Raw genomic sequence first — 20,667 nt, 5'->3', positions numbered from 1 at the left:
GTTTGCGCTGCTAGACCCAGGTGTCCAGCCACATCCGGCTGCGCCAGGAGTCCATCGGGAGGGTCTGGCCCGTGTAGATCGGCCAGAAGTAGATGAAGTTCCACACGATCAGCAGGACCAGCACCCCCGCCCCGATCGCGCCCAGCGCACGCCGGCGTTCCGACGAGCCCGACGGGCCCAGCAGTGCGCCGATCATCATCGCCACGGCCAGGCACAGGTACGGGACAAAGACCACCGCGTAGAAGTAGAAGATGGTCCGCTCCTGGTAGTTGAACCAGGGCAGCAGCCCCGCGGCCAGCGCGCACGCGATCGCGCCCGCCCGCCAGTCGCGGCGGAAGAACCACCGCCACAGCACGTACAGCAGCGCGAAGCAGCCCGCCCACCACAGCAGGGGGGTGCCCAGCGCCAGGACCTCGCGCGCGCACTTGCCCGCCTCGGTCGCCGGGCAGCCGTCGGTGCCGGGCTCGGGGGACTCGTAGAAGTAGGAGACGGGCCGGCCCAGGACCAGCCAGCTCCAGGGGTTGGACTCGTAGGTGTGGCCGGAGGTCAGGCCGACGTGGAAGCGGTAGACCTCGGTCTCGTAGTGCCACAGGCTGCGCAGCCACTCCGGCAGGAACGACAGCGCGCTGTCCTGGTCGTTCTTGGCGGCCCAGTCGCGCAGGTAGCCGCCCTTGCCGTTGTCCGGGCTGAAGATCCAGCCCGACCAGGACGCCAGGTACGTCAGGACCGCCACTCCCACCGTGGACACGAACGCCTGCAGGTCGTCGAGGCGCCCGACCGCCCGGTAGGGGGAGCCCGCCCCCGCGGTGCGCCGCGCGGCGATGTCCCACGCCACGGTCAGGCAGCCGAAGAAGGCCAGCGCGATGAAGCCGTTCCACTTCGTACCCGCGGCCAGGCCCAGGCACACCCCGGCCAGGATCCGGTACGGACGCCAGCCCAGCCGCAGCGATTCGGCGATCACCAGGTCAGGCCGGGTCCGGCCCTCGTCGTCCAGCGGGAGCGCGGCCGCCAGGCGCGCCCGGGCCCTGTCCCGGTCGATGAGCAGCGCCCCGAAGGCGGCCAGCACGAAGAACATCAGCACCAGGTCCAGCAGCGCCGTACGGCTCATCACCAGGTGCAGGCCGTCCACCGCGAGCAGCGCGCCCGCCAGGCAGCCCAGAAAGGTGGAGCGGAACAGGCGGCGCCCGATCCGGCACAGCATCAGCACCGAGAGGGTGCCGAGCACGGCCGTCATGAACCGCCAGCCGAAGGGCGTGAAACCGAACATCCACTCGCCGAGCCCGATCACCCACTTGCCGACGGGCGGGTGCACGACGTAGCCCGCGTCCACCGGGAGGGAGACCCCGTCGGGGTTGGCGAGGATCGACTTGTCGATGTCCTTCGGCCAGCTGGCCTCGTAGCCCTGCTTGATCGTGGCCCAGGCGTCCTTGGCGTAGTACGTCTCGTCGAATATCACCGCCTTCGGGCTGCCCAGGTGCACGAACCGCAGCACCCCGGCGACCAGCGCCACCAGCAGCGGACCCACCCACGACAGGACGCGCTGCCAGGTGTCCCACACCGTCGGCGGCAGGCCGAAGGTCATCCACAGCTGGGGGGAGGGCTTGGCGTACGGGGGCACCAGGCGGGTGCGCACGTCCGTGCGCGGCGCCCCGGCACCGCCCGGAACGTAGCCGAAGCCGCGCAGCCGGCGCAGCCAGGGGGACGGCTCTTCTTCGCGTCCCGCCGGCGGGGCGGGCGGGGCCCCCGCGGGGCTGGGCGGCGGCGTCGCGGTACTGGTCACCGGCACATCGTAGGGAAAGGACCTGTGAGAGCCCCAGCGGCGGGCGGCGCCGGGGGGTGTCCCGGCGAAGTGCGGGCGGCCTCCGGGGCGGACTCCGGGCGGCGGGCTGAGAGGATGGGCGGGTGACAACTGACCAGCCCCGCGGTATCGGCACCTCCTCCCCGGCCGGCGTCCTGGTGCTCGCCGGCACCCCCATCGGCGACCTCGCGGACGCCCCGCCGCGGCTCGCGGCCGAGCTGGAGCGGGCCGACGTGATCGCCGCCGAGGACACCCGGCGGCTGCGCCGGCTGACCCAGGGGCTCGGCGTGCACACCACCGGGCGCGTCCTGTCGTACTTCGAGGGCAACGAGTCCGCGCGCACCCCCGAACTGGTCGAGGCCCTGGCCGGCGGAGCGCGCGTGCTGCTGGTGACCGACGCCGGCATGCCGTCCGTCTCCGACCCCGGCTACCGGCTGGTCGCCGCCGCCGTGGAGAAGGACATCCGGGTCACCGCGGTCCCCGGGCCCTCCGCCGTCCTCACCGCGCTCGCCCTGTCCGGGCTGCCGGTGGACCGCTTCTGCTTCGAGGGGTTCCTGCCGCGCAAGGCGGGCGAGCGGCTCGGCCGGCTGCGCGAGGTCGAGGCCGAGCGGCGCACCCTCGTCTACTTCGAGGCCCCGCACCGGCTCGACGACACCCTGGCCGCCATGGCCGAGGTCTTCGGCGCCGAACGGCGGGCCGCCGTGTGCCGCGAGCTGACCAAGACCTACGAGGAGGTCAAGCGGGGCGGGCTCGGCGAGCTGGCCGCATGGGCCGCCGAGGGCGTGCGCGGGGAGATCACCGTCGTCGTGGAGGGCGCCCCGGCGGCCGCCCCCGGCGACGTGGACGACGAGGAGCTCGTACGCCGCGTACGGGTCCGCGAAGAGGCGGGGGAGCGGCGCAAGGAGGCCATCGCGGCGGTCGCCGCCGAGGCCGGCGTACCCAAGCGCGAGGTCTTCGACGCGGTCGTGGCGGCAAAGAATGCGGCACAAAAGGTGCTGTGAGTGGGTAAAGAGCTAACCTGAAAAGCAAAGCTCAGACCGCGCACCGGGCGCTTTTGGCATGAGTCGCCCAAAGACCGTCCAACAGTAGACAGGGCCTGATGCGCTCCCGCCCGAAGAGGCGTCCACTGGCAATGGCACCAGTGGAACAAGAGGAGCTGGCATGAGTGAGATCGCAGACACCCCGGTACCCGTCTCAGGGCCCGTCGTCGCAGCCGCCGCCGACGTGCAGACCGTGCACGAGGCGTACTCCTTCGCCTGCATGAGGTGCGGATACGGCTGGGAGCAGGCGTACGCGATAGAACACCACGTCGACGGCAAGGGCCAGCCGTTCATCATGTACACGGTCAACGGCGAGCGGGTGCCCTCCCCCCTGTCCAACCCCACCTGCCTGAACTGCGGCGGCCACGTCGTACGCATCATGCGGGCCGGCCAGGTCTCCTCGGTGCTCGGCATGATCGACCACCTCTACCACCACCGCATCGCGCCCGGAATCGCCGGACCGGTGCCCGCCGGTGCGAACGTCCCCCGCACCCCGAAGCAGCGCAACGCGCCCCGGACGCACGACGCCCCCGGACCCGTCGCCATCGACCCCGCCGAGGAACGCCGGGGCCCGCTCTCCCGACTGCTGGGGCTCTTCCGCCGGTCATAAGATCGGCCGTATGAGCACCTCCTCCGCCTCCAAGGACGCCCTGCCGCCGCTGCCCGAACCCCTCCGGGTGGCGGTGGCGGATTCTCACACCCACCTCGACATGCAGTCCGGCACCGTCGAGGAAGGCCTGGCCAAAGCCGCCTCGGTGGGCGTGACCACGGTCGTCCAGGTGGGCTGCGACGTGAAGGGCTCCCGGTGGGCCGCCGAGACCGCCGCCGCGTACGAGAACGTCCACGCGGCGGTGGCCCTCCACCCGAACGAGGCCCCCCGCATCGTCCACGGCGACCCCGACGGCTGGTCCCGCCAGGGCGCCCGTACCGGCGGCGGAGACGCGGCCCTCGACGACGCACTCGCCGAGATCGAGGCGCTTGCCGCCCTCGACCACGTCAAAGCGGTCGGCGAGACCGGTCTGGACTACTTCCGCACCGGCCCCGAGGGCATGGCGGCGCAGGAACGCTCCTTCCGCGCCCACATCGAGATCGCCAAACGGCAGGGCAAGGCGCTCGTCATCCACGACCGCGAGGCCCACGCGGACGTGCTGCGCATCCTGCGGGAGGAGGGCGCGCCCGAGCGGACCGTCTTCCACTGCTACTCCGGGGACGCCGAGATGGCCCGGGTCTGCGCCGCCGCCGGCTATTACATGTCCTTCGCCGGCACCGTCACCTTCAAGAACGCGGCGCCGCTGCGCGAAGCCCTGGCCGTCGCCCCGCTGGACCTGGTGCTCGTCGAGACCGACGCCCCCTACCTCACCCCGGCGCCGTACCGCGGACGGCCCAACGCGCCGTACCTCATTCCGCTGACCGTACGGGCCATGGCGGCGGTCCGCGGCATCGACGAGGACGCGATGGCCACCGCCCTGGCGGCGAACACGGCCCGCGCCTTCGCCTACTGAGTCCACTGCTCCCGTCACCTTCCCGCCGACACGCTGTGTAGCGGCTTGACTTTGGTCGGTGACGACTCCTCCGCTATGGTGCCGTGCCCGAACCAGCGGGTCCGGACCACCAGTGGAGCGAGCGTCGTGAGCGATACGCAGGGCAGTCACCGCCACGGCGGCCCCGTCCCGGGCCCGCCCGACCCCCTGGCATGGTCGACCGGGACACCGGCCCCGTCGCCTTGGCGGGCCGATACGGACCCACTGGACTGGCCGGCCGGTGCGGGAGACCCGGAGCCCATGGCCTGGCCGGCCGGTGCGGGGGTCCCGCAGCCCATGGCCTGGTCGGCCGACGCGGGCGGTCCGCAGCCCGGGCGGTCCTCGGTGGCGTCACCGCCCTGGCCGGCGGACGCCGGGGCCTCCGGGCCAGCGGCCTGGTCGGCGGCTGCCGGGGAGCCGGAGCCGTCGCTCTGGCCGGCCGGTGCCGGGGACTCGGCGCCGCCGGCCTGGGCGGGCGACCCCGGGAACCCGGCGCCCCGGGTGTGGGCGGGCGACCCCGCGGACCAGGCGCCGACGCCCTGGCGTCCGGCCGAACCCTCGGAGACGACGCCACCGGCCTGGCGTCCGGCCGGCGCCGCCGACCCGGAAGCAGCGGCCTGGCGTCCGGCCGGCGCCGCGGAGTCCGAGCCGCCGGCCTGGCGGCCGGCTGACGCCCCGGAGTCCGAGCCGCCGGCCTGGCGGTCGGCTGGGGCCACGGATCCGGCACCACCGGCTTGGCGGTCGGCCGGCGTCGCGGACCCGGCGTCAGGGGACTGGCAGTCGGCTGGGGCCGGGGATCCGGGGCCATCGGGCTGGGGGGCGGCGGAGGCTGCGGAGGCGGCGCCATCGCCTTGGCGGTCGGCCGAGGCCGCGGATCCGGCTGCTCCCTCGGCCTGGCGGTCGGCCGCCGCCGAACCGGCACCAGCGGGCCGGCGTTCGGCGCAGGCCGCGGATCCGGCGCCGGCGGGTCGGCGGTCCGCTGAGGCCGAGGAGTCGGAGCCGTCGCCCGGGCCGGGCGGCGGCATGGAGGCGGAGCCGCTGCTGTGGCCGGCCGGCGCCGCGGATCCCGGGGCGGGACCGCTCCCCCCGGAGCCGGCCCCGGGGGTTCCTTCCCCCCGCGGCGGCGACCACCGGGCCGCCCGCCGGTCGCGCGGACGGGCGACCCCGCCGCCGGCCCCCGCCCCGCCGCCGGCCCCCGGCACCGGCCGGCGCGCCCGCGGCCGCGCCACCCCTTCCCCCGCCGAGCCGGTTTCCGGCCGGCCCCCGGCCCCCGAGCCCTACGCGTCCGCAGCGCCCGGCCCGGGCCGCCGCCGGGGCGGGGCACTGTCCGAGCCCGCAGCCGGGGACCGGGCCGCTGGCGAAGCCCCGGACGCGCCCCCGGCGCCGGGCTCGGGCCGCCGCCGGGCCCCCGGCCCGGGCACCGGGCCGATGCCGCCCGGCGCCGGCCCGGGCACGGCAACCGGCACCGGCACGGGCACCGGCTCGGCGACCGGTTCGGGCCGGCGGGCCCGGGGCCGGACCCTCACCGCCGAGCCCCCCGCAACGCCCGCACCCGGCACGGGCCGGCGCGCACGCGCCCGTACCGCCTCCGCCGCCCCGGACGTGATCCTCACCCCGGCAGGGACCTGGCGGCGCCTCGTCCCCCAGGCCCTCGTCGTCGCCTTCCTCGCCGGCGGCACCACCGCCTTCGTCGCCGCCGACAAGTCCGTACGCCTCACCGTCGACGGGGTCCCTAGGAACCTCCACACCTTCGCCGACGACATCGACGAACTGCTGGCCGCCGAAGGCCTCGGCATCGGGCCCCACGACCTCGTCGCCCCCGCCCCCGGCGAGCCCCTCGACGACGGCGAGGAGGTCGTCGTCCGCTACGGCCGCCCCCTCCAGCTGACCCTCGACGGACAGCGGCGCGAGGTGTGGACCACCGCCCGCACCGTCGAGGGCGCGCTGCGCCAGTTCGGCATCCGCGCCGAAGGCGCCTACCTCTCCGCCCCCCGCACCGCTCCCGTCCCCCGCGCCGGCCTCGCCCTGAGCGTCCGCACCGAACGCAGCGTCACCTTCATGGCCGACGGCCGCGAGCGCACCATCCGTACCAACGCCGCCACCGTCCAGGAGGCCCTCTACCAGGCCGGCATCACCCTGCACGGCCAGGACACCACCTCCGTACCCCCCGGCTCCTTCCCCCGCGACGGCCAGACCGTCACCGTCCTGCGCATCACCGGCACCCGCGAGGTCCGCGAGGAACGCATCCCGTACGAGACCGAGAAGACGATGGACGCCACCCTGTTCGCGGGGACCGAGGTCGTCGAGCGCGCCGGGCGCCCCGGCGCGCGCCGGGTCACCTACAGCCTCCGCACGGTCAACGGCGTCCGCCAAAAGCCCCGCCGCATCGCGGAGGAGATCGTCCGCGAGCCCGTCACCCAGCTCGTCAAGGTCGGCACCAAGCCGCTGCCGACCTCCGTGGCCGGCGCCGACGGCCTGGACTGGGGCGCACTCGCCCAGTGCGAGTCCGGCGGCCGGCCCGGCGCCACCGACGCCTCGGGCACGTACGGCGGCCTCTACCAGTTCGACGTCCGCACCTGGCAGTCCCTCGGCGGCAGCGGCCGCCCCCAGGACGCCCCGGGCACGGAACAGACGTACCGGGCGAAGAAGCTCTACGTGCAGCGGGGGGCGAGTCCCTGGCCCCACTGCGGCCGTAGGCTTTACCGGTGAGCACCGCAGAGCAGCAGCCCAACGACCACCCTTCTGACGCCCTCCTCGGCCCGGCCGACATCCGGGAACTGGCCGCCGCCCTCGGCGTACGCCCGACCAAGCAGAAGGGCCAGAACTTCGTCATCGACGCCAACACGGTGCGCCGTATCGTGCGGACCGCCGAGGTGCGCCCGGACGACGTGGTCGTCGAGGTCGGCCCGGGACTGGGCTCGCTGACGCTCGCCCTGCTGGAAGCCGCGGACCGGGTCACCGCCGTCGAGATCGACGACATCCTCGCCGCGGCGCTGCCCGCCACCATCGAGGCCCGGATGCCCGAGCGCAAGGACCGCTTCGCGCTGGTCCACTCCGACGCCATGCTGGTGACCGAACTGCCCGGCCCGGCGCCGACCGCGCTCGTCGCCAACCTCCCGTACAACGTGGCGGTGCCCGTCCTGCTGACCATGCTCGACCGCTTCCCGACCATCGAGCGGACCCTGGTGATGGTGCAGGCGGAGGTCGCCGACCGGCTCGCCGCCGAGCCCGGCAACAAGGTGTACGGAGTTCCCTCGGTCAAGGCCAACTGGTACGCGCACGTCAAGCGCGCCGGTGCCATCGGCCGCAAGGTGTTCTGGCCCGCGCCGAACGTCGACTCCGGACTCGTCTCGCTGGTGCGTCGGACCGAGCCGATCAAGACCACCGCCTCGAAGGCGGAAGTCTTCGCCGTCGTCGACGCGGCCTTCGCCCAGCGCCGCAAGACGCTGCGCGCCGCGCTGGCCGGCTGGGCCGGATCACCGGCGGGCGCCGAGGCGGCGCTGGTCGCCGCGGGCGTCTCGCCGCAGGCGCGCGGCGAGTCGCTGACCGTGGAGGAGTTCGCCGCGATCGCCGAGCACAAGCCGGCGGCGGAGAGGCCCGCACTGTGAGCGCGCACCCGACGACCGTGACCGTACGGGTCCCCGCGAAGGTCAACGTGCAGCTGGCGGTGGGCGCGGCCCGCCCCGACGGCTTCCACGACCTGGCCAACGTCTTCCTCGCCGTCTCCCTCTTCGACGAGGTCACGGCCACCGCCGCCGACGAACTGAAGGTGACCTGCGCCGGCCCGGACGCCGATCAGGTGCCCCTGGACCGCACCAACCTCGCGGCGCGCGCCGCCGAGGTCCTGGCCGCACGGGCCGGGCTCACCCCGGCCGTCCACCTCCACATCGCGAAGAACATCCCGGTCGCCGGCGGCATGGCGGGCGGCAGCGCGGACGGGGCCGCCGCCCTGCTGGCCTGCGACACCCTGTGGGGCCTGAACACCCCGCGTACGGAGCTCCTCGCGATCTGCGCGGAACTGGGCAGCGACGTGCCCTTCAGCCTGCTCGGCGGCGCCGCGCTCGGCACCGGGCGCGGTGAACTGCTGACCCCGGTGGAGGCCGGGGCGTTCCACTGGGTGTTCGCGGTGGCCGACGGCGGGCTGTCGACCCCGGCCGTCTTCCGCGAGTTCGACCGGCTCACGGCCGGTACGCGGGTCCCTGAGCCGGAAGCCTCCCCGGCCCTGCTCGCGGCCCTGGCCTCGGGCGACCCGGACGCGCTGGCCCCCCTCCTGGCCAACGACCTCCAGGCGGCGGCCCTGTCCCTGCGCCCGTCACTGGCCGACACCCTGGCCGCGGGCACGGCCGCCGGTGCGCTGGCCGCGCTGGTCTCGGGCTCCGGACCCACCACGGCCTTCCTGGTCCGCGACCCGGAATCGGCGGCGAAGGTCGCGGCGGCCCTCGACGCCTCGGGCACGTGCCGCGCCACCCGCGTGGCCTCCTCCCCGGCCCCGAGAGCCACTCCCGTGCCGGGGGCTCGCTAGCTCCGTCGAGCGCACGGCCGCGCCTGGGGCCCCGCCCCAGACCCCGCGCCTCAAACGCCGGCGGGGCTGGAGTGCGCCGTGCGGCGCCGCTCCTGGGGCTCCGCCCCAGACCCCCGCGCCTCAAACGCTGGCGAGGCTGGATGTGCCCCGCCGGGCGTTTGGGGGCGCCACATCCGAGCCGAGGAAGGCGGACGGCAGGAGCCAAATCCAGCCCCTCCGGCGTTTGAGGAGCGGGGTACGGGGCGGAGCCCCGGGCTGTGAGCCGCACTCGGGGACCTGGGTGCGCGGGGTCCGGGGCGGAGCCCCGGTACTCAGGCGCGAGTTGAGTATCCGCACCCTGTTCCCGGTGGCCGCCAAGCGCGAGCGTAACCGCATGGGACAGACCGCCAAGGCCATCGCCGCCGCCACACCCCCCCAGCGGGACCGCTACATCGACCTGCTCCGCGTGGCCTCCCTCGGCACCGTCATCGCCGGCCACTGGCTGATGGCCGCCGTCAGCGGCGACGGCATAGGCAACCTGCTCGCCCTCGTGCCCCCGCTCCAGCTGCTCACCTGGGCGCTCCAGGTCATGCCCGTCTTCTTCTTCGTCGGCGGGTTCTCGCACGCGCTCTCCTACCGCAGCCTCGCCCGCCGCAGCGACGGCCGGCCCGTCTACGCCGCCTTCCTGCGGGCCCGCCTCCAGCGCCTGCTGCGGCCGACCCTCGTCTTCGTCCTCGTCTGGGGCGCCGCCGCGCTCGCCGTGCAGCTCGCCGGCCGCGGCGCCGGCGGGCTGACCGGGGCCGCGCTGCGGCTGGTCACGCAGCCGCTCTGGTTCATCGGCATCTACCTCGCCATGGTCGCCTTCACCCCGCCGCTGCTGAAGCTGCACGAGCGAGCGGGCTGGGGGGCCTTCGCGGCGCTCCTCGCCGCGGCCGCCACCGTCGACGTACTGCGCTTCGCGCTCGCGCTCCCGTACGTCGAGTTCCTGAACTTCGCCTTCGTCTGGCTCGCCGTCCACCAGCTCGGTTTCCTCCGCGCCGACGGGCGGATCACGCCCCGCGCCGCCCTCGGCCTCGCCGCCGCCGGCCTCGCGGGGGCCGTCCTGCTGGTGGCGTACGGCCCGTACCCGCTCTCCATGGTGGGGATGCCGGGCGAGAAGGTGTCCAACATGGCCCCGCCCACCCTCGCCCTGCTCTGCCACGGCACGTGGCTCGCCGGCGCCGTCCAGCTGGCCGCCCGCCCCGCCGGCGCGTGGCTGCGCCGCCCCCGCGTCTGGCGCGGAGTCGTCGCTGCCAACGGGATCGCCATGACCGCCTTCCTCTGGCACCTCACCGCCATGCTCGGCGTCTACGGGGCCCAGCTCGCCCTGGGCCTGGACCTCCCGTCCCCGGCCACCGCGGCCTGGTGGGCGCAGGTTCCCGTACGGATCCTCCTGGCGGCCGCCCTGACCGCGCTGCTCGTCACCGTCTTCCGCCGCTTCGAGGCCCCCGCGGCCGGGGCCGTCACCACCCCCGGCAGCGGCCCCCGCGCCGCCCTCGGCATCACCCTCTGCCTGCTCGGCATCCTCGGCCTGTCCATGACCGGCCTCGGCGGCTTCCTCGACGGCCACAGCGCCACCCTGATCGCCCTCCCGGTGACCGCACCCCTCGCCATCGGCATGGCACTGGCCGGCTGGCTCCTGGTGGAACGGTCCGGCACGGCCCGGAGGGTTAGGCTGAGGGGCTGATTCCTCAACCTTCCCTGGAGCGCGTCTGATGGCCGTCAATCTGGTCAATGTCGAGGCAGTCAGCAAGGTGTACGGCACACGTACCCTGCTCGACGGCATTTCCCTCGGCGTATCCGAGGGCGACCGGATCGGTGTCGTCGGCCGCAACGGCGACGGCAAGACCACCCTCATCCGGATGCTGGCCAAACTGGAGGAGCCCGACACCGGCCGCGTCACCCAGTCGGGCGGCCTGCGCATGGGTGTCCTCACCCAGCACGACTCCCTCGATCCCGCGGCCACGATCCGCCACGAGATCATCCGCGACATGGCCGACCACGAGTGGGCCGGCAACGCCAAGATCCGCGACGTGCTGACCGGCCTCTTCGGCGGACTCGACCTGCCGGGCTTCGGCCAGGGCCTCGACACCGTCATCGGCCCGCTCTCCGGCGGCGAGCGCCGCCGCATCGCGCTCGCCAAGCTGCTCATCGCCGACCAGGACCTCCTGATCCTCGACGAGCCCACCAACCACCTCGACGTCGAGGGCATCGCCTGGTTGGCCAAGCACCTCCAGGAACGCCGCTCCGCGCTCGTCTGCGTCACCCACGACCGCTGGTTCCTCGACCAGGTCTGCACCCGCATGTGGGACGTCCAGCGCGGCGACGTGCACGAGTACGAGGGCGGCTACAGCGACTACGTCTTCGCCCGCGCCGAGCGCGAACGCATCGCCGCCACCGAGGAGCAGAAGCGGCAGAACCTGATGCGCAAGGAGCTGGCCTGGCTGCGCCGCGGCGCGCCCGCCCGGACCTCCAAGCCCCGCTACCGCATCGAAGCCGCCAACGAGCTCATCGCCGACGTGCCGCCGCCGCGCGACAAGTCCGAGCTGATGCGCTTCGCCAACGCCCGCCTCGGCAAGACCGTCTTCGACCTCGAGGACGTCTCCGTCCAGGCCGGCCCGAAGCTCCTGCTCAAGCACCTCACCTGGCACCTCGGCCCCGGCGACCGCATCGGCCTCGTCGGCGTCAACGGCGCCGGCAAGACCTCCCTGCTGCGCGCGCTGGCCGAGGCCGCCCGCACGCAGGGCGAGGCCCAGCCCGCCGCCGGCAAGGTCGTCGTCGGCAAGACCGTCCGCCTCGCCTACCTCTCGCAGGAGGTCGGCGAGCTCGACCCGTCGCTGCGGGTGCTGGAGGCCGTGCAGCGCGTCCGCGACCGCGTGGACCTCGGCAAGGGCCGCGAGATGACGGCGGGCCAGCTGTGCGAGCAGTTCGGCTTCACCAAGGAGAAGCAGTGGACCCCGGTCGGCGACCTCTCCGGCGGTGAGCGGCGCCGGCTGCAGATCCTGCGCCTGCTGATGGACGAGCCGAACGTCCTCTTCCTCGACGAGCCCACCAACGACCTCGACATCGAGACCCTGACCCAGCTGGAGGACCTCCTCGACGGCTGGCCCGGCTCGATGATCGTGATCTCCCACGACCGGTTCTTCATCGAGCGCACCACCGACACGGTGATGGCCCTGCTCGGCGACGCGACCCTGCGGATGCTGCCGCGCGGCCTCGACGAGTACCTGGAGCGCCGCCGGCGGATGATCGAGGCGGCCGCCCCGGCGCCCGCCCCGGCCGCGGCCGCCCCGAAGTCCACCTCGTCCGGGGACTCGCGCGCGGCCAAGAAGGAGCTCCAGAAGATCGAGCGCCAGCTGAACAAGATCTCCGACCGCGAGGGCAACCTGCACGCGCAGATCGCCGAGAACTCCACCGACTACGACAAGGTGGCCAAGCTCGACGCAGAGCTGCGCGAACTCCTCGCCGAGCGGGACGAATTGGAGATGCGCTGGCTGGAGCTGGCCGAGGAGGCGTAGGGGTGTCCGCCCGGCGGTCCGGTTCCGCTCCGCCGGCGGTCCGCCCGGCTCCCGGCCGTCAACTGGCCGGATAACGACGGCGTCACGGGCCGGTCCTCCCTTGGGAACAGGGGCGGACCGGCCCCGGCGCACGGCCTGCGTCAGTGATAGAAAGGTCATCCTCCCCGACCCCTGATTTGAAGGTACGCGCTGATGACCGAGCCGCCCCAGCCGCCGAACCAGCCGCCGACACCTTCCGGTTACGGGCACCTCCCCGGCCCGCCGCAGCCCGGTTACGGCTACCCGCCGCAAGGCGAGAACCCGTACGCCCAGCAGCCCGCGCCCCAGCCCCAGCCGCAGCAGTACCCACCGCAGCCCCCGACGGTCCCGCAGCAGCCCGCCGCCTACGGCTACGGCTACCCGCCGCCGCCCCCCGGCTCCGGCCCCGCCCTCCCGCCGAAGAAGAAGCCGACCGCGCTGATCGCCGCCTCGGCCGTCGCCGCCGTCCTCCTCGTCGCCACCGTGGGCTACTTCGGCTTCGTCAAGGGCGACGACAAGGACCCCAAGGAGCCCGTCGCGCAGGGCTCCGGCTCCACCGACGCCACCCCCTCCGGCTCCGCTTCCGTGGACAAGGGCGACGGCAGCGGCAACGGCGGCCAGGAGGCCGACCTCAACGCCGGCCGCAAGCAGGGCGAGGGCAAGGTCCTGTGGCTCAAGACCGCCAAGATCGACGGTCCCGGCATGGGCGTGGAGGCCGACGGCCACTGGGTCGTCGGGGACACCGTCGTCAAGAGCGTGTGGAAGAACCTCACCGGCTACGCGGTCACCGACGGCAAGGAGAAGTGGACCCTTCCCTTCCCCGCCCCGATCTGTGCCGTCACCCCCCAGACCACGGCCGAGGGCAAGACCGTCGTCATGTACCGCGACGGCGAGTCCGACAGCGCCTCCTGCACGCAGATGCGCGTCGTCGACCTCAAGACGGGCAAGGAGGTCTGGTCCAAGGAGGTGCCGAAGGAGCAGCTCTTCGACATCTTCACCAGCCCCACCGTCGCCATCACCGGCGACACCGTCGCCATCAGCCGCAGCGGCACCGCCAGCGCCTTCAAGGTCAGCAACGGCGACAAGCTCTTCGCCAGCACCCAGGGCGAGGGCTGCAAGCCCGACTCGTACACGGCCGGCAACGGCAAGATGGTCGCCCTCGCCACCTGCCTGGACGACGACCACACCGCCGAGGTCCAGGGCACCGACCCGGTCTCCGGCAAGAAGAGCTGGACCTTCCGCGCCCCCAAGGGTTTCAAGGTCACCAGCGTCTACTCGGTGGACCCGCTCGTCGTCGACCTCGGCAACGAGGCCTCCAAGGAGCGCTCCATCGTGGTCATCGGAGCCGACGGCAAGCAGACCGCCACCCTCACCGCCGAAGGCAAGTTCCCCATTGGCTGCGGCGACACCGGCATCTTCCGCGCCCTGTCGACCTGCTCCACCGCCGTCGCCGACGGCGGCACCCTCTACCTGCCCACCGCGCGCGACGAAAAGGGCAACGAGATCGTCGCCTTCGACCTGGCGACCGGCAAGGCCAAGTGGCGCAGCCCCGCCGGGGACAAGCGCACCCTCATGCCGCTCAAGGCGGCCAACGGCCAGCTGATCGCCTACCGCAAGGCGGAACACGACAAGGGCGGCGAAGTCCTCTCGATCCCCGCCGCCGGCGGCACCCCCACCGCGCTCCTGCGCAACCCGTCAGGTCCGGCCGCCCCCGTCGAGAGCTCCTTCAGCACCCCGAAGGTCGACTACGTGGACGGCCGGTTCTTCATCTCCGCCTCCCGCCTGCTGGCCAAGGGCAAGGACGAGAAGCTCCTCATGGTCTTCGGCAACTGAACCCGTCCACCGAGCCGCCCAGCGAGAGGCAGTAGCAACGCATGAGTACCCCGCCGCCCCCCAGCCAGCCGCCGTCCGGCGGCTTCGGAGCGCCGCAGGACCCGCCGCCCGGAGGGTTCGCCCCGCCGGGCCCGCCCGTGCCGCCGCCGGCGCCGCAGCAGCCGCCGGCCGCGCCGCCCGCGCAGCCCGCGTACGGGTACCCGCAGCCCGGACCCGCCGCCGGTCCCGGCTACGGCTACCCGCAACAGCCCGGAACCCCGCCGCCGTTCGGGCCGCCCACCGCGCCCATGTACGCCCCGCAGCCCCCGGCCGCCGCGGCCGGCGGCGGCGGGAGCAACGACAAGCGCAACCAGCTGCTGATCGTCGGCGCGGCCCTCCTGGCCATCGTCCTCATCGTCGGCGGCGGCATCTGGTACACCTCGGGCGACGGCGGCAGCGGCGGCACCCAGAACACCGCCGACGGCGGTTCCGGTACCGGTGCCGAAGGCGACAAGGCCAAGACCGGCACGCCGGGCAGCGAGAAGCCGCCCTCCAACCCCAAGTCGAAGACGCTCGTCAACGTGCCCAGCCCGCAGCCGGCCGAGGTCACCTCGGTCGCCGGCTCCTGGCTCACCGACACCACCTACATCAAGTCCGATGTGGCCAAGGTCGTCGGCTACAACCTCGTCGACGGCGGCAAGAAGTGGGAGCTGCCCTTCCCCGGCGAGCTCTGCGGCGCGACCAAGCACATCAGCGACAACAAGACGGCCGTCCTCTTCAAGGCCTCCATGCCCACGGCCGAGGTCAAGTACGTCCCGTGCACCGAGGTCGGCGTCATCGACCTGAACACCGGCAAGCTCGTCTGGTCCGGCAACGCCAAGGGCGCCACCACCGGCGACAAGCCCGCCGCCTACTACGAGGTGACGATCAGCGGCCAGACCGTCGCCGCCGGCGGCACCTCCGGCGGCGCCGCCTGGAACCTCGCCGACGGCAAGTCCCTGTGGACGCCCAAGGTCGACGGCGAAGGCTGCTACGACACCGGCTACGCGGGCGGCGAGGCCCTCGCCGCCATCCGCAAGTGCGGCCGCAGCCCGAACCAGAGCGTGTACGCCCAGGTCCTGGACCCCGCCACCGGCGCGCCCACGTCCTCGTACAAGCTCGCCCCGGGCATCGACTACGCCGGCATCGTCTCCACCAAGCCCCTGGTCGTCGCGGCCGACGTCGGCAAGACCGCCAAGAACGCCACCGGCGTCAGCGACCTCTTCGTCGTCGACCCCAAGGGCGAGCTGAAGGCCCGCATCTCGCTCTCCTCCGGGAACTTCGCCGGCAGGTGCGCGGCCACCGAGGTCGAGAAGTGCACCGGCATGGTGGTCGGCGACGGCAAGCTCTACCTGCCGTCCTACGAGCACCAGGGCCAGGCCGCCAACGGCCGCACCAACGAGCTGCTCTCCTTCGACCTGGAGACCGGCAAGCAGACCACCGACCGCGCGGACGCGGGCGAGCAGTACACCATGGTCCCGCTGCGCATGGACGGGTCGAACATCATCGCCTACAAGGAGCCGCCCTACGACAAGGGCGGCCAGATCGTCAGCATCGACGGCAGGACGATGAAGGAGACGGTCCTCATGGAGAACCCGTCGGACAAGGCGAGCCGGGCCGTCGAGACGGGCGGCTTCTCGCCCGAGTACTCCGAATACCGCTACCACAACGGCAAACTCTTCATCTCCCGTACGACGGTGAAGAAGCCGTACTCGGAGAAGAGCGACCCGGAGTACCTCTTCGTCTCGTTCACCGCGAGCTGAGCCCCGCGCACCCCGCACCCCGCACGAGCCCCCGGAAGGTCATTCCTTCCGGGGGCTTCTGCACGGAACCCCCGCGCACCGTCGAACAAGCGTGTAGCTTGCCGGGTCAGAAGGGGAGGGGGTGGGTGCCGCTATGGGCGTACGGGTCGTGGTGGTCGACGAGCACCGGCTGCTGGCCGAGGCGCTCGCCTCTGCCCTGAAACTGCGCGGCCACCGGGTGCTGGCCGCCGCCGCCCCGGCCGGAGGCGCCGCCGAGCTCGTCATCAGCCGCGCACCGGAGGTCTGCCTTCTCGGTACCGCCGCGCCCGCCGAGCCCGGGGTCTTCGAACCGGTCGTCCGGATCAAGCGGGAGCGCCCGCAGATAGCCGTCGTGGTCCTCGGCCCGGTGCCCAGCCCGCGCGGGATCGCGGCCGCCTTCGCCGCCGGCGCCTCGGGATACGTACGCCACGACGAGCGCATCGAGGGCGTGGAGCGGGCCCTGGCGAAGGCGCGGGCGGGGGAGGTCGCGATCTCCCCCCAGCTGCTGCAAGGCGCCTTCGCGGAGCTGTTGAACCCCGCCGCGCAGCCCGACGACGAGGGCAGCCGGCTGCTGCGCCTGCTCACCCCGCGCGAGGTGGAGGTGCTGGTCCGGGTCGCCGAGGGGGAGGACACCCGGCTCATCGCCGCGGGCATGGAGATCGCGCCGAGCACCGCCCGTACGCACGTGCAGCGGGTGCTGATGAAGCTGGGGGTGGGCTCGCGGCTGGAGGCGGCCGCGCTGGCCGCCCGTACCGGCCTGCTGGACCGGGCGCAGGACTGACCCCGGGCGCGGCAGGCGGGACCGCCGCGGCCGGTGCCGATTTCCCCACGGGCGCGGAATCGGGTATGCCAGTGGGCGGCATGCGGAGCTCCGCGTGCGCATCCCCCGCGAGAGGCAGTAGGCGAGTGAGCGAGACGTCCCACCGCACGTACCTGGTGACCGGCGGTGCCGGATACGTCGGCAGCGTGGTCGCCGCCCATCTCCTGGAGGCGGGCCACCGGGTCACGGTCCTGGACGACCTCAGCACCGGCTTCCGCGAAGGCGTCCCCGCGGGTGCCGAGTTCATCGAGGGCCGCATCCAGGACGCCGCCCGGTACCTGGACCCCTCCTACGACGCGGTGCTGCACTTCGCGGCCTCCTCCCAGGTCGGCGAGTCCGTGGCGAACCCGGGCAAGTACTGGGAGAACAACGTCGGCGGCACGCTCGCCCTGCTGGCCGCCATGCGCGGGGCGGGCGTGCGGAAGCTGGTGTTCTCCTCCACCGCCGCCACCTACGGCGAGCCGGCGGAGGGCCTGCTCACCGAGGCCTCGGTGACCGCGCCGACCAACCCGTACGGGGCCTCGAAGCTGGCCGTGGACCACATGATCGCGGGGGAGTGCGTGGCGCACGGCCTGGCCGCGGTGTCCCTGCGCTACTTCAACGTGGCGGGGGCGTACGGGCGGTTCGGCGAGCGGCACTCTCCCGAGACCCACCTGATCCCGCTGGTCCTGCAGGTCGCGCTCGGCGAGCGGGAGTCGATCTCGGTGTTCGGCGAGGACTACCCGACCCCCGACGGCACCTGCGTGCGCGACTACATCCACGTCGCCGACCTGGCGGAGGCGCACCTGGCCGCGCTCGAGGCGGCCACCGCCGGGGAGCACCTGATCTGCAACCTGGGCAACGGCAGCGGCTTCTCGGTCCGCGAGGTCGTCGAGACGGTCCGCAAGGTGACGGGCCGTGAGATCCCCGAGGTCGTCGCCCCGCGCCGGGCCGGCGACCCGGCGATGCTGGTCGCCTCCGCGCGGACGGCGCACGAGCGCCTCGGGTGGACCCCGAGCCGCTCCGACCTCACCGGGATCATCCGGGACGCGTGGAACTTCGCGCGGACGCACGCCTCCTGAACCACCGCACGACCCGCACGGCCCGTGCGCCCCTCGCACTCCCGGGTGCGGGGGGCGCACGCGCGTTCGCCGCACGCGGGGGCCGGGCGCTGCGCGCGGGCGCCCGGCGTGCACACGCCGGGTGAAATGCTCCCCGTGCAACTGCCCGTGGCACGGGCCGGTCGCCACGCGGCCATCCGGGCCTCCGGCGCAGTCGAAATCAAGCCAGCACAAAGGCGGTTCAGCAGGTTCCCGCCGGAAAATCGCCCGGAAAACTTCTGCTATTCGGCCAACCGCGGGCCGCCCCCGGCCCTACGCTGATGCGTGACACCGGTGGGGGCCGGTGTGGATCAGGGGTCGAGACAAGTCGGGTACGTCGTCCGGTCCGGGGTAGTGCAGAGGTGTCACGGCGGCGGCCGCGGCGGCTGCGGATCACCCGGTCCGGGCGCCGTACCCGCAGTCGTCCGTTCCCCGACCCTTGGGGGTTTTGTGGTTCGTATCCGGGTTCTCGTGGTCGACGATCACCGCATCTTCGCCGAATCTCTCGCAGCCGCGCTCGCGGCCGAGCCGGACGTGGACGTGTCCGCGGCCGGCAGCGGCCCCGCCGCCCTGCGCTGCCTCGAACGCGCGGTGGCCGAGGGCCGCCGCTTCGACGTCATGCTGGTCGACGCCGACCTCGGCGTGCCGGCCGCGGCCGTGCCCGCCCAGCGGGAGTCGGGCTCCGGGCCGCCACCGCCCGCCTCGGACGGCATCGCGCTGGTGGCCGGGGTACGGGCGGCCCACCCCGGGATCCGCACGGTCGTCCTCGCCGAGCGCGACGACCCCCGGCGGGCCGCCCTCGCACTCCAGGCGGGCGCCTCGGGCTGGGTGGCGAAGGACTGCTCGCTCTCGCGGCTGCTCGCCGTCATACGCGGGGTGCTGCGCGAGGAGACCCACCTCCCGCCCGCGCTGCTCACCGGGGTGCTCCGCGAACTGACCGCCTCGCGCAAGCACCGTACGGACAGCGAACGGCTCGTCGAGTCGCTCACCCCGCGCGAGCACGAGGTGCTGCGCTGCATGGTGGCGGGGCTGGGCCGCAAGGACGTGGCGGCGCGCCTGTTCCTGTCCCCGCACACCGTCCGCACCCACATGCAGAACGTGCTGGGCAAGCTCGGGGTGCACTCGACCCTGGCGGCGGTGGCGCTGGCCCGGCGGGCGGGCGTACGGCCGGCGGACCTAGCCGGGGATGTTGTCGAACGGAGCGGTCAACTGGCGTAGCAGTCCGGCGAGATCCGCGCGCTGGCCCCGCGAGAGCTGGGCGAGGATCGCCCGTTCCTGGGCCAGCAGTCCGGCGAGTGCCTGGTCGGCGCGGTCCCTGCCCTCGGGGCTCAGCCGCACCAGGACCCCGCGGCGGTCGCTGGGGTCCGGGAGCCGTTCGACCAGGCCCTTCTTGGCGAGCCGGTCGATGCGGTTGGTCATGGTCCCGGAGGTGACGAGGGTCTGGGTCAGCAACTGGCCGGGGGAGAGCTGGTAGGGCGCGCCGGCGCGACGGAGGGAGGTCAGTACGTCGAACTCCCAGGGCTCCAGGCCGTGCTCGGAAAAGGCGAGCCTGCGGGCGCGGTCGAGGTGGCGCGCGAGCCTGCTGACGCGGCTCAGCACCTCGAGCGGTTCCACGTCGAGGTCAGGGCGCTCCCGCCGCCATGCCGCTACAAGTCGGTCGACCTCGTCCTCCATGCCGATCAGTGTAAGGGGTCTGTCGATGTGAAGTCTCTTCATGTCAAGTTTCTCGATCACAAGTATCTTGACGACGAGATATAAAGTGCACGACCATGGGGCATGGAGGGGGCCGAGACAGGTTCCGCTTCCGACCGCCCCGCCAGCAGGGAGGCTCGAACATGCATTCCGATACCGCCCAGGCCAGGATCCCCACGGCCGGTGTCCTCTCGGACCCCGCCGCACCCACCTGGGACCCCCAGCAGTACCTCAGGCACGCCGGACACCGCACACGCCCCTTCCTTGACCTCCTGACCCGCATACCCGAACTCCCCACCCTTCCCGGCCGCATCGCCGACCTCGGCTGCGGCCCGGGCAATGTCACCACCCTCCTCGCCGGACGCTGGCCCAGGGCACGCATCACCGGCTTCGACCTCTCCCCGGAGATGCTCCACCGGGCCGACCAGGAGTACGCCGGCCCCACCGCCGGCGGCGGCAGCCTCGACTTCCAGCACGCCGACCTCGCCGGCTGGCTCCCCGAGGAGCCCTACGACCTGATCGTCTCCAACGCCGCCCTCCAGTGGGTGCCCAGCCACCCCGGCTCCTTCCCCGCATGGATCAACGGCCTGCGGCCCGGCGGCACCTTCGCCTTCCAGATCCCCGGCAACTTCACCGCCCCCAGCCACGCCCTGCTCGCCGAGCTCTGCGACACCCCGCGCTGGCGGGCCCGCCTCGGCGGCCACGGCGCCCGCTACATCCACCACCTCGAACCCGGCGAGTACCTCGCCCGCCTCACCGAACTCGGCTGCGCCGTCGACGTCTGGGAAACCACCTACCACCAGCTGCTCCAAGGCCCCGACCCGGTGCTCGACTGGGTCAAGGGCACCGCCCTGCGCCCCGTCCTCACCGCCCTCGGCGACGACCGGGAAGCCGCGGACGTCTTCCTCACCGAATACCGGGACCGGCTGCGCGAGGCCTATCCGCCCGGGCCCCGCGGCACCGTCTTCCCCTTCCGCCGGATCTTCGCCGTCGCCCGCAAGGAGGCCTGA

At 73.6% G+C, this 20,667-nt stretch carries 17 protein-coding genes; 14 read left to right on the top strand and 3 right to left on the bottom strand.

The genetic code is table 11. From position 1 onward, the window contains the following. Positions 1–10: 10 nt before the first annotated feature. Positions 11–1,780 (bottom strand): dolichyl-phosphate-mannose--protein mannosyltransferase, encoded by a 1,770-nt coding sequence (locus ACIP5M_RS32995; RefSeq protein ID WP_401203819.1) that lies wholly within the window; start codon positions 1,778–1,780, stop codon positions 11–13. Positions 1,781–1,902: 122 nt separating this feature from the next. On the opposite strand from ACIP5M_RS32995, the gene rsmI reads away from it, so the two are divergent. The 3 genes from rsmI (at position 1,903) to ACIP5M_RS32980 (ending at position 4,340) form a co-directional block, all read left to right on the top strand. After that, on the top strand, positions 1,903–2,799 hold the full coding sequence (gene rsmI, locus ACIP5M_RS32990) for a 16S rRNA (cytidine(1402)-2'-O)-methyltransferase (RefSeq protein WP_401203816.1): 897 nt from the start codon (positions 1,903–1,905) through the stop codon (positions 2,797–2,799). A 160-nt stretch (positions 2,800–2,959) separates the two neighbouring features. After that, entirely contained in the window at positions 2,960–3,448 is a 489-nt protein-coding gene (locus ACIP5M_RS32985) for a hypothetical protein (RefSeq protein ID WP_401203813.1), read from the top strand. Between the two features lie 10 nt (positions 3,449–3,458). Then, positions 3,459–4,340 carry a TatD family hydrolase gene (locus ACIP5M_RS32980; RefSeq protein ID WP_401203810.1) on the top strand — a complete coding sequence of 294 codons (882 nt, stop codon included), beginning with the start codon at positions 3,459–3,461 and terminating at the stop codon, positions 4,338–4,340. Positions 4,341–4,486: 146 nt separating this feature from the next. Here the strand turns inward: ACIP5M_RS32980 and ACIP5M_RS32975 are convergent, their stop codons facing one another. Then, the gene (locus ACIP5M_RS32975; protein ID WP_401203807.1) at positions 4,487–5,074 is read right to left on the bottom strand and encodes a hypothetical protein; all 588 of its coding nucleotides are present in this window, start codon (positions 5,072–5,074) and stop codon (positions 4,487–4,489) included. A 712-nt stretch (positions 5,075–5,786) separates the two neighbouring features. On the opposite strand from ACIP5M_RS32975, the gene ACIP5M_RS32970 reads away from it, so the two are divergent. The 10 genes from ACIP5M_RS32970 to ACIP5M_RS32925 all read left to right on the top strand — a co-directional run bounded on the left by ACIP5M_RS32970 (position 5,787) and on the right by ACIP5M_RS32925 (position 19,183). Next, on the top strand, positions 5,787–7,067 hold the full coding sequence (locus tag ACIP5M_RS32970) for a ubiquitin-like domain-containing protein (RefSeq protein WP_401203853.1): 1,281 nt from the start codon (positions 5,787–5,789) through the stop codon (positions 7,065–7,067). After that, a complete protein-coding gene (rsmA, locus tag ACIP5M_RS32965; RefSeq protein WP_401203804.1) occupies positions 7,064–7,966 on the top strand; it encodes a 16S rRNA (adenine(1518)-N(6)/adenine(1519)-N(6))-dimethyltransferase RsmA in 903 nt (300 codons plus the stop codon). The genes ACIP5M_RS32970 and rsmA overlap by 4 nt, the downstream gene beginning before the upstream one ends. Next, positions 7,963–8,880 (top strand): 4-(cytidine 5'-diphospho)-2-C-methyl-D-erythritol kinase, encoded by a 918-nt coding sequence (locus ACIP5M_RS32960; protein WP_401203801.1) that lies wholly within the window; start codon positions 7,963–7,965, stop codon positions 8,878–8,880. Before rsmA ends, ACIP5M_RS32960 begins: the two co-directional genes overlap by 4 nt. A gap of 373 nt (positions 8,881–9,253) precedes the next feature. Next, positions 9,254–10,585 carry an acyltransferase gene (locus ACIP5M_RS32955; protein WP_401203799.1) on the top strand — a complete coding sequence of 444 codons (1,332 nt, stop codon included), beginning with the start codon at positions 9,254–9,256 and terminating at the stop codon, positions 10,583–10,585. Positions 10,586–10,613: 28 nt separating this feature from the next. Beyond that, positions 10,614–12,416 (top strand): ABC-F family ATP-binding cassette domain-containing protein, encoded by a 1,803-nt coding sequence (locus tag ACIP5M_RS32950; protein ID WP_401203797.1) that lies wholly within the window; start codon positions 10,614–10,616, stop codon positions 12,414–12,416. A 192-nt stretch (positions 12,417–12,608) separates the two neighbouring features. Then, complete coding sequence (locus ACIP5M_RS32945) at positions 12,609–14,267, top strand: PQQ-binding-like beta-propeller repeat protein (protein WP_401203794.1); 1,659 nt, start codon at positions 12,609–12,611, stop codon at positions 14,265–14,267. 41 nt (positions 14,268–14,308) lie between these two features. Continuing rightward, positions 14,309–16,048: a PQQ-binding-like beta-propeller repeat protein gene (locus ACIP5M_RS32940; RefSeq protein WP_401203792.1), complete on the top strand. Its 1,740-nt coding sequence runs from the start codon at positions 14,309–14,311 to the stop codon at positions 16,046–16,048. A 133-nt stretch (positions 16,049–16,181) separates the two neighbouring features. Beyond that, entirely contained in the window at positions 16,182–16,847 is a 666-nt protein-coding gene (locus ACIP5M_RS32935; protein WP_401203850.1) for a response regulator transcription factor, read from the top strand. Positions 16,848–16,927: 80 nt separating this feature from the next. Next, the gene (gene galE, locus ACIP5M_RS32930) at positions 16,928–17,947 is read left to right on the top strand and encodes a UDP-glucose 4-epimerase GalE (protein WP_401203789.1); all 1,020 of its coding nucleotides are present in this window, start codon (positions 16,928–16,930) and stop codon (positions 17,945–17,947) included. A gap of 468 nt (positions 17,948–18,415) precedes the next feature. After that, a complete protein-coding gene (locus tag ACIP5M_RS32925; RefSeq protein WP_401203786.1) occupies positions 18,416–19,183 on the top strand; it encodes a LuxR C-terminal-related transcriptional regulator in 768 nt (255 codons plus the stop codon). Here the strand turns inward: ACIP5M_RS32925 and ACIP5M_RS32920 are convergent. Then, positions 19,142–19,639: a MarR family winged helix-turn-helix transcriptional regulator gene (locus ACIP5M_RS32920; RefSeq protein ID WP_401203783.1), complete on the bottom strand. Its 498-nt coding sequence runs from the start codon at positions 19,637–19,639 to the stop codon at positions 19,142–19,144. The genes ACIP5M_RS32925 and ACIP5M_RS32920 overlap by 42 nt on opposite strands. A 161-nt stretch (positions 19,640–19,800) precedes the next feature. Between ACIP5M_RS32920 and ACIP5M_RS32915 the strand changes: the two genes are divergently transcribed. Next, on the top strand, positions 19,801–20,667 hold the full coding sequence (locus ACIP5M_RS32915; protein WP_401203780.1) for a trans-aconitate 2-methyltransferase: 867 nt from the start codon (positions 19,801–19,803) through the stop codon (positions 20,665–20,667).

It is taken from the genome of Streptomyces sp. NPDC088762, assembly GCF_044750905.1.
Taxonomy (GTDB): Bacteria; Actinomycetota; Actinomycetes; order Streptomycetales; family Streptomycetaceae; genus Streptomyces.
This window is presented reverse-complemented; position numbering and strand designations above follow the sequence as displayed.